The organism is Cognatilysobacter lacus, assembly GCF_008274655.1.
GTDB lineage: Bacteria > Pseudomonadota > Gammaproteobacteria > Xanthomonadales > Xanthomonadaceae > Cognatilysobacter > Cognatilysobacter lacus.
Genome location: NZ_VTRV01000102.1, coordinates 1 through 9534 on the forward strand (window position 1 = coordinate 1; position 9534 = coordinate 9534).

A 9534-nucleotide genomic window follows, 5' to 3' on the forward strand; every position below is an offset into this window, starting at 1 on the left:
GTCGGGACGATCGCGAAGCGTCGCTGCAACCGCACGCGCGGGCGCCCGTCCACCATCGACTCGTCGGACTGCGCGCGCTCGGGGAACACCTGCGCCGCATCGGTCGCGCGCACCTGGAGGTCCGGCAGCTCCGATGCGGCCGCACCGTCCGCTTCCAGCTCCACCACCACGTTGACCGCGCTGCCGACGGTCGCCCGCTTCGGCAGCGTCACGTAGCGCAGCGTGAGCGAGCGCAGGGGCAACCATGGCTGCGGGGCGTCCGCGGGAATCGGCCGCACCGTAAGCACGCGCGGGCGCGCGGTTGCGTGCAGCTCGGTCTGCCCGCTGCCGAAGAACTGGTCGAGCGCGCTGCCCGTGCCGCGGCCGTCGAACCTGGCCGGCGGAATCACGAGTTCGCCGCTGCGCTCGGGAATCAGCAGATAGCGACGCTCGGTGACCATGTACGTTCGCGACCCGAGCATGCGACGGTACTGCACGTCGTCGCCGATGCGCTGGAGACTGGCGCCCGCGGGCTCCGGTTGGTCGAGCTGGCCCGCGATGAGCGGCACCGCGGAATACAGCCGCACTACCCATGCGACCGACTGCTGGACATACGGGTCCTGCGAGTCGGCCTCGCTCTGGATGAAGACGTCACCGCCGCCGTTGTCGGCGACGGCGGGCGCGGCGGTGACCAGCAGCGTCAGCGGTGCGGTCACGCGACCCCCCACGCGCAGGGCGGGTATGCGCAGAAGCCCGTCGCGTCGAGGCCGAAGCGCCACCGCGTACAGGCTTCGGCTGCTCAGGCTGCCATTGGTCCATGCGAGTTGCTGCTGGCTGGCCTGCCCGCTCAGGTCGAAATCGCGAAGCAGCGGCGCGTAGTCGGGCGCCGCACTTGCGTCGGTTTCGATATTGAGCGTGGTGGTTTCGCCCATCGCGATGCGGTCGCGGTCCAGCCATGCCCGCGTCTGCGCGGGCGCGGCGCCGGCGAAAATGCAGAGCACCAGCAGAACGAACACGCGCGCGACGCGCTTCATGGCGGCGATCCTCCGGACTGGCGACGCTCGTGCTCCAACCGGAATTTCTCGCGCAACAGGTTGCCGGGCTCGTCGGGCACGCGCATCAGCGCCGCGTCGTCCGATAGCTTGCGTTCGCGCTGCTCGGGCGTGAGCTTCGGCGACGCGGGCTCACCCGGCTTTGCCTGCGCCTGCTTGACAGCGCGTTGCATGCGCTCGCGCTGTGCGGCGTCGGCCTGCGCCTGCTTGGCGGCGTCCCCCGGCTTCGGCGGCGCGGCGGACTGCGAGCGCTGCGAGGGCTGCGATGCACTGCCATTGCGGGGCTGCCGGGACGGCTGTTGCCGACCCTTGCAGTTCGCATCGCCCGGCGCGCAGTTGCGCGACTTCTGCGAGTCCTTGGACGGGTCGCCCTTGTTGCCCTGGTTGTCGCCCTTGTCATTCTGCTGGCGCTTGAGTGCAGCGAGCACGGCAGCTCGATTGGCGAGGGCGTCGGCCATGCCGGGGCTGCGCTTGAGCGCCATGTCGTAGGCCGCCACGGCATCCTCGAGTTTGCCCGCCTTCGCCAGCGCATTGCCGCGATCGTAGAGCGCATCGGCAGAGCCCGACCTGGCGAACGAATCCGCCGCGGCCGCGAAATTGCCACGCCGGTACTGCTCGATTCCCCGCTCGACCGCCCGATGCGCGCGCTGGTCCGGGCGCAGCCATAGATCCGAGGCGAACGACGGCCGCGGAACCAGCGCGATCACCAGCATGGCGGCGGCAATACGCGGGCGACGTGCGAGCAGCACCAGGGCCAACAGCAACACCAGCGGCAGCAATCGCACACCATCGTCGGCCCATGCGCGGCCGCCCAATCCGTGTGTACTGCCCGGTCCTGACGCGACGGCGAACACGGCATCGTCGGCGCCGGTGAGCGACAGCCGCGCATAGTCGCCTCCGCCGGCGCGAGCGAGCGCACGCAGCGAGGCTTCGTCGAGCGCCACGTGCACCGTCGCGCCACCCGGCGTGCGCACCACCGCGCCTGCGGGCGTTCCCAGCCCGATCGCCGACACGACATCGCCCGCCGCGCGTGCTTCGGACGCCGCGCGTTGCGCTTCGCTGTCCGCGTGGTCGGTGATAAGCACGATGCGCCCGTGCGCGAAACCGGCGCGGTCGATGAGCTGCCGCGACCAGGCGATCGCACGCGCGGGCGACTGTCCGTCGACCGGCATCACCGACGGCTCCAGCGCGTCGACGAACAGCGCGACATTGGCCGCGTCGTCAGTGAGCGGCGCGACGGTGAATGCATCGTCGGCGAACGCGACCAGCGCGACCGGCCCGTCGCGATGCACCTGCAACAGCCTGGACAGCCGCGCGCGCAACTGCGCCACGCGCGTCGGAGGCACGTCGGCGGCGAGCGACGCGCTCGAAAGGTCGACCGCAACGACCAGTGGCTCGCGCGACTGCCAGCCCGGTTCGTCGACCTGACGCCATGCAGGCCCTGCGAGCGCGAGCGTCGCGACTGTGTACGCGAGCGCCGCGATCACCGCGAGCCAGCGCCGGCGCGCGTCGTTGCCGGGCTCGAGCAGATAGGGCAGCAGGTGCGGATCAATCGCGCGTTGCCAGTCGGCGCGCGCGGATGCGTGGCGGCGGAGCCACCACGCCAGCGCAGGCAGCGCCAGCAGGGCGAGCAGCCATGCGGGTCGCAGGAAATGCAGCGGGCCGACGTCGATCACGTGCGTCGCCCCTTGAGCGCGGCAAGAAGCGCAAGCGCGAATGCCGCGCCGAGTGGCCACATGTAGCGCTCGATGCGCGGACGCACCGCGCGCCCCGGGCGGGCGATCGGCTCCAGTCGGTCGATCTCGGCATAGATGCCGGCAAGTTCGTCGGTGTCGCGGGCGCGGAAGAAGCGTCCGCCGGTGGTCCCCGCGATCGCGCGCAGCGTGGCTTCATCGATCTCGTCGTCACCACCGGTGGGTAGGCGGAAGCCGAACAGCGACACGGCACCGTCGCCACCGAATGCGACGGTGTGGATTCGCACGCCCGCGTCGGCGGCGATACGCGCGGCCCTTCGCGGGTCGAGCAGGCCCGCGGTATTGACGCCGTCGGTGAGCAGCACGAGCACGCGCTGGCCGCCCGGCTCCGCACGCAGGCGACGCACCGCCAGACCGATCGCATCGCCGATGGCGGTCTCCTGCCCGGCGAGGCCGACCACGCTGTCGGCGAGCTGGTCGCGCACGCTTTCGCGATCGAGCGTGAACGGCGTGAGCACGTGCGCCTGCCGGCCGAACACGAGCAGGCTCAGGCGATCACCGGCGCGTCGATCGATGAAGTCCGAAAGCACGGCCTTCGCTGCGGTGAGACGGTCGACAGCATTGCCGCCGATCTCCATGTCGGGCTCGTTCATGCTGCCGGACAGGTCGAGCGCGAGCATGAGGTCGCGGCCCTTGGTCGGCGGCTGCACCGGCGGTCCGAGTTCCTGCGGACGCGCTGCCGCAATGCACAGCAGAACCCACGCGAGACCCGCCAGCCAGCCGATGCCGCGGCCGGCGATACCCGGCGAAGGAGGCCCGACGAGTTCGCGGATGCGATCGGCGATCGGCAAACGCAGGGATGCGCCCTGCACGATCGGCGGCGGCAGCAGCGCGCGAAGCAGCCACGGCAATGGAATCGCCAGCAGCCACGCGGGCCATTGCAGCATCTCGAGCCAGTCGCGCGGAGACAGGCTCATCGGCGCGCCTGCATCAGTTCGATGAAGCGCTCGCGTGCCAAGTGCATGGCATCGTCCGCTTCGGTTGCATCGATCGACGGCCGGAAAGGCCCGTCGAGCAACAGGCGGCCAGGGCCGTCCACAAAGGGCGTGCGTGGCGTATCGAGGAATGCCAGCCATGCGTCGCCGTCGAGACGGTCGGCGTCGTCGCGGACGCGGCGCGCGGCGCGGCGCAACAGCTCGGACGCGCCACCGAGTTGCTGCGTGGGAGTCGTCGCCGCGCGAAGCGATGCGTCGAACAGGGCGATGGCGGCGGCACGACGGCGCGCGCGGCGGCGCCGCACGAAAAGGAAGATCGCCGTCGCAACGACGAGCACGGCTACGACCAGCCACCAGCCAGGCGCCGGCGGCCAGAACGGGGGTGCCGGAGGGCGATGCACGTCACGCAGGACGAGGCCGCCGGGCATCAGGCAGCTCCGGCCACGCGCCGGTGCAGCAGCGCCAGGCAGGCTTCGCTGGCATCGGCGGTCGAAAGCCCCATCACGCGAACGCCGCGACCGGGCAGCACGTCCGTTGCGCGACTCAACGGCGCTGCAAAGCGCGCGAGCCATCGCTGGCGCACGCCCGCGTCGTCGAGCGCCACTTCGATGCGGCCGCCCGCGACCGCGACCGGAAGGGCCATCGCGGGCGGCTGCGACTCCAGCGGGTCGTGCAGCAGCACCACGGCGACATCGTGGTGCCGCGCGAGCGCACTCCAGCGATGCAGAGGCACCGCCTCCAGGCTCGACGGATCGGCAAGCAGCACCAGCCGCGCACCCGGTCGCAGGAGCCGCTGTGCGCGTTCGAGCGCGAACGCCAGGCCCTCATCGTCGGCAGGAGTCGCGGCATACCAGCGCGCCAATGCATTGATCACGCGCAGCGCGCCGCGCGATCCCCCGGCAGGCGCAACCGGCGCTTCGCGCGCGACCCCTCGCATTACCGCTACGCGGTCGCCCTCGCCTACCGCATGCCAGGCGATCGCTGCGCCGGCACGCGCCGCCTGCACCGACTTGAACCGCACACGCGTACCGAAATAGAGCGACGCGGCGGTGTCGGCCACGAGCAACGTCAGCCGCTCGCGCTCAGCATGGAAGACCTTGGTGTGCGCGCGGCCCGTGCGCGCCGTGAGGCGCCAGTCGATATGCCGCGCGTCGTCGCCGGCGGTGTATTCGCGCGACTCGGCGTATTCCATGCCGCGCCCGCGCATCGGCGACGACGCGAGCCCGGCATTCGCATTGCGCACGCGACGCAGGTGGCGAGGGCTGGCTGCGACGGCGCGCAGTGCCACCAGTTCCGCGATCGACGGCACCACGCCGGGTGCGTCGACCTTGTCTCGTTCGCCACCCATCGTCATCGCGCCTTACGGCAACGGCACCCGCGACAACAACTCGGTGACGAGCTTGCCGCCGTCCCAGCCTTCCGCGGTCGCCTCGAAGCTCGGCAGCACGCGGTGGCGCAGCACGTCCGGCGCGACGCTGCGCACGTCGTCCGGCGTCACGTAATCGCGTCCGGCCAGCCAGGCATGCGCACGTGCGCAACGCTCCAGCGCGATCGAGCCACGCGGACTGGCGCCCCAGGCGATGCGTCGCCCGAGCGCCGCGTCGTAGCGTTGCGCATCGCGCGAGGCGAGTACCAGTTCGACCAGGTAGCGTTCCACCTGCGGCGCCATGTGCAGCGACAGAACCAGCTTGCGCGCCGCGAACACATCCTCGATGGAGATACGTTCCATCGCCTCGAAGACAGGCTCGGAGCCCGTCTCGAGCAGGACACGCGCGCGCTCGCGTGCCAGCCGCACGATTTCCGCTTCGACGTGCGCGTCCGGATAGCCGATGCGTACGTGCATCAGGAAGCGGTCGAGCTGCGCTTCGGGCAGCGGGAACGTGCCTTCCTGTTCGATCGGATTCTGCGTCGCCATCACCAGGAAGAGCCTGGGCAGCGGATACGTCGCGCGGCCCACGGTGACCTGACGCTCGCCCATCGCTTCCAGCAGCGCCGACTGCACCTTGGCCGGCGCGCGGTTGATCTCATCCGCGAGCAGCAGGTGGTGGAAGATCGGGCCGGCCTGGAATTCGAAGCGTCCGTCCTGCGGTCGCCAGACCTCGGTGCCGGTCAGGTCGGCGGGAAGCAGGTCGGGCGTGAACTGCACGCGCGCGAAATCGGCATGCAGCCGCGCGGCGAGCGCGCGTATCGCGCTGGTCTTCGCGAGCCCGGGCGCGCCCTCGACGAGAAGGTGGCCGTCCGCCAGCAGTGCCACGAGCAAGCGCTCCACGAGCGTCGATTGGCCGACGATTTCCGCCTGCAGCGATTCACGCAGACCGCCGAAAAGGCGGTGCACTCGGGCGGCATCGGGGGCCGCTTCCCTGGGTCGTTCCTGCATATTCATCGGTGCATTCTGACCGGCGGGCGCTGCCGAAGTTCCGACGCTCCCTTCACGCCCGAGGAGGGGATCGCGCGCTGAAAACAAACGGGGCCCCGAAGGGCCCCGTCGAATCGATCGATGCGGCGGCGATCAGCGCTGCGCGACGTGCAGCACCTTAGGCGTCACGAAGATCAGCAGTTCGGCCTTGTCCTTCGTACGACCATGCTTCTTGAACAGGTTGCCGAGGAACGGGATGTCCGCGAGGAACGGGACCTTCGTGACATCGGTGCGGTCGGTGAACTCGTAGACGCCGCCGATCACGACCGTCTGGCCGTCCTCGACCAGCACCGCCGTGTTGACCTCGCGCTTGCTGATCTCCGGAACCTGGCCGATGCCGGTGTCGATGAAGCCCTCGACCTCGTCCTTCTTGACGGACATGTTGAGGAATACCCGACCGTCGTTGGTGATCGTCGGCGTGACGCGCATCTGCAGGACGACGTCCTTGAACGCGACCGTGGGCTGCGGAGTCGCGCCCGGGGCGGCCGCCTGCAGCGTCACGTAACCCACCTCCTTGCCCTGGGTGATCACCGCTTCGCGCTGGTTGCTGGTGACGACGCGGGGATTGGAGATCACCTCACCGCGGCCTTCCGTCTGCAAGGCCGAGAGTTCGGCATCAAGCGAGAACCCGGCATTGAGGATCGACAGACCCACGGCGCCGGCAGGCGACGAGACCGGCAGGTTGGTCATGAGCGAGCGCGTCACGTTGTAGGCGGTCGGGTTTGCATGCCGTGCGGCGGCGTTTGCCGCGGCGGAGTCGACGCTTCCGCCGAAACCGACTGAACTCCGGTCGCCCGTGGACCCCTGCGCACCGCTGATGCCGAACTTGGCGCCCAACTCACGCGAGAACGTATCCGTCGCAACGACGACGCGCGCCTCGATCACCACCTGATCGACGGGGCGGTCGATGATCCGGATCAGCTCCTTCATCGCTGCGACTTTCTTGGGGATGTCGCTGATCATCAGCGTGTTGGTGCGCTCGTCCGCCACAAGGCGTCCGCGCGGCGACAGGAAGCCCGTGTCACCGGTCTGCGAACTGCCCGCGCCCGCGCTGCCGCCAGTCCCACCGCCGATCCCCTTGGCTTCCGTCAGCGCCTTATAGATCGCCGCCGCGTTGTGGTAGTTGATTTGCACGTACTCGGTAACGAGATCGGTTCGCTGGTCGATCGCGATGCGCGCGTCTTCCTTGTCCTGCTCGTACTTCGCGATCTCTGCCTGCGGTGCAACCCAGACCACGTTGCCGTTACGCCGCTTGTCGAGGCCCTTGGCCTGCAGGACGATGTCGAGCGCCTGGTCCCATGGGACGTTGACGAGGCGCAGGGTCACGTTGCCCTGCACCGTGTCCGACGCGACGAGATTGAGCCCGGACTCCTCGGCGATCAGCTGCAGGACGGTGCGCACCGGCACGTCCTGGAAGTTGAACGTGACCGGCTTGCCCGCGTAGCGCGTAGGGCCGCTGCTTGCAATGATCTGCGCAGCAGCGGACTTGATGGCTGCAGTGCCGCCCACCGCACGCGACGACGTGGCCGACTTCGGCGTGATCTCGACGATGTAGTCGCGACCGGCCTGGTACGCCATGGAGTCGAAGGACCCTGAGGTCTCGAGCACCAGCTGGGTGCCGACGCCGTTCATTCGCGGCTCGACCCGCGTTACCGGCGTCGCGAAGTCGCTCACGTCGAGCGTCTTGCGGAGGTTCTCCGGAAGCTGCGCGTTGCCGATGTCGACGATCACGCTGGCGCCGACCTTGCGCAGGTCCGGCTGAGCGCCGTCGCCGCTGAAGTGCACGACCAGGCGACCGGCGCCGTCGTCGCTGCGCTTGAAGTCGATGTCCGCGACGCTGACCGCGCCCGGCAATTGCTTGGCCGGGTCCAGGCTCGACGCAGGTGCTATCGCCGCCGGACCCGTTGGGCCCGCAGGTGCAGCGTGGACGCTCCCGAGTGCAGCGAGCAGGCCGAGGGCGAGCCCCGCGAGCCGGGCCCCTACCTGGGGACGGGCCTTCCTTTCGGATTGGGCAGTCTTAGAAATCATGATCCTCATCCCCTCAGCATCACTTGTTGTCGTCGAGTGCAAGCGTGGCCGGCCGTTCGAGCCAGCCACCCGCCCCGTCGGGCACCAGTTCCACCAGCTCGATGCGGTCCTCGTGGACCGCGGTAACGCGGCCGTCGGACTGCCCGATGTAATCGCCAGGCCGCACGCGGTACGTCACCTTGTCAGGCGCCATCACCAGTGCGGTAAGTCCGCCTCCCTTGCCAAGCGTCCCGACCATGTCGAGGCTGTCGAGCGGGAAGGCTTCCAGGGCCTGCTTGCGTCGCGCCGAATCCGGACGCGGGCCGTTGCCGCCGCCATCGTCGGTGAAGGCACGGCTGAACGGATCACGCAGGCCCTGCGCGGCGTATTCGAATGTCTCGAACTGCTGCATCACCGGCAGCGGATCGAGCGGCGGCGCGGGATGCGCGCGCACCTCGGCGACCCACTTTTCCAGATTGGGCGCGTCGCCCGGCGTGCTCGTGACGCCCCGCGCGCAACCCGTCAGGGCGGCGGCGAGCGCGAAGGCACGGATCATCGCAGTGCGCATGTCAGCCTCCCTTTGCCGCGGGCGCGGGCGCGGCCGGAGCAGGCGTCGGCGCGCCAGGCGCCGGCGGTTGCCCGCTCGGCCGCGGTGCGGCCTGCTTCGCTACCTCGTCTTCGTCGAGGTAGCGGTAGGTCTTCACCGTTCCCGACAGCTCGAGCAGCCCGTTGTTCGCCCCGCCCGCATTACCCACTGGCGGATTCTTCGGCTTAAGCGAGATGTCGTGCATCGTCATGATCACGACGCGTGGCAGCGAAGCGACGCCGCTCATGAAGGCGCCGAACTGGTGATACGTGCCGACCATGCGCAACGCGATCGGCTTCTCGGCGTAGAAGTCCTTGGGCTGCTCTTCGCCGGGCTGGAACAGTTCGTTCGAGATGCCCGTGGCAAGCGCGGTCTGCGAGATGTCGACGATCAGGTCCGGCATTTCGTTCTTGCTCGGCAACTGGCGCAGCATCTGTTGCAGCTGCTGCTCCATCTGCACGAGCTGTTGCTTCAGCGCGCCGAGGTTCGCGGCCTGGCCCTGCTTGGTCTCGAACGTCGTGCGCAGCTCCTTCTCCTTCGACTCCAGCGACGAGAGCTCGTCGCGCTTGTCGCCGATGAAAAGGAACCAGAACAGGGCGATGATCATGATCCCGATCACAGCGCAGAAGACGGCCTTGGCTTCGCGTGGCCACGACCCGATGTTGCTGAAGTCGAGGCTCTTGATATCGAACTTGCGGCTCACGACTCGCCTCCCTTCGTGGTGTTCGCGGGCGCAGCGGCCGGTTGCTGGGCTGGCGTGGCCGGCGTCGCAGCGGTCGGGGCGGGCGTCGTGCCCGGAGCGGCG

Annotated in this window: 9 protein-coding genes; all 9 read right to left on the minus strand. The window is 69.4% G+C overall.

What is annotated here, in order from left to right; translation table 11 throughout:
• Positions 1-1013: BatD family protein (locus tag FW784_RS09655; RefSeq protein ID WP_149353139.1), on the minus strand; the 1013-nt coding region annotated here is incomplete at its 3' end.
• Positions 1010-2707, minus strand: a complete 1698-nt coding sequence (locus FW784_RS09660) for a tetratricopeptide repeat protein (protein ID WP_149353140.1) — start codon at positions 2705-2707, stop codon at positions 1010-1012. The genes FW784_RS09660 and FW784_RS09655, both read right to left, overlap by 4 nt.
• The gene (locus FW784_RS09665) at positions 2704-3702 is read right to left on the minus strand and encodes a vWA domain-containing protein (RefSeq protein WP_149353141.1); all 999 of its coding nucleotides are present in this window, start codon (positions 3700-3702) and stop codon (positions 2704-2706) included. The genes FW784_RS09660 and FW784_RS09665 overlap by 4 nt, the downstream gene beginning before the upstream one ends.
• Positions 3699-4151 (minus strand): DUF4381 family protein, encoded by a 453-nt coding sequence (locus FW784_RS09670; protein WP_149353147.1) that lies wholly within the window; start codon positions 4149-4151, stop codon positions 3699-3701. The genes FW784_RS09665 and FW784_RS09670 overlap by 4 nt, the downstream gene beginning before the upstream one ends.
• On the minus strand, positions 4148-5068 hold the full coding sequence (locus tag FW784_RS09675; protein ID WP_235893640.1) for a DUF58 domain-containing protein: 921 nt from the start codon (positions 5066-5068) through the stop codon (positions 4148-4150). Before FW784_RS09675 ends, FW784_RS09670 begins: the two co-directional genes overlap by 4 nt.
• Before the next feature lie 12 nt (positions 5069-5080).
• Complete coding sequence (locus FW784_RS09680) at positions 5081-6103, minus strand: AAA family ATPase (protein WP_149353143.1); 1023 nt, start codon at positions 6101-6103, stop codon at positions 5081-5083.
• A gap of 126 nt (positions 6104-6229) precedes the next feature.
• Positions 6230-8164, minus strand: a complete 1935-nt coding sequence (locus tag FW784_RS09685; protein WP_149353144.1) for a type IV pilus secretin PilQ — start codon at positions 8162-8164, stop codon at positions 6230-6232.
• Positions 8165-8183: 19 nt separating this feature from the next.
• Positions 8184-8699: a pilus assembly protein PilP gene (locus FW784_RS09690; RefSeq protein ID WP_187770760.1), complete on the minus strand. Its 516-nt coding sequence runs from the start codon at positions 8697-8699 to the stop codon at positions 8184-8186.
• Positions 8700-8712: 13 nt separating this feature from the next.
• Complete coding sequence (locus tag FW784_RS09695; protein WP_149353146.1) at positions 8713-9432, minus strand: type IV pilus inner membrane component PilO; 720 nt, start codon at positions 9430-9432, stop codon at positions 8713-8715.
• Between the last annotated feature and the right edge of the window lie 102 nt (positions 9433-9534).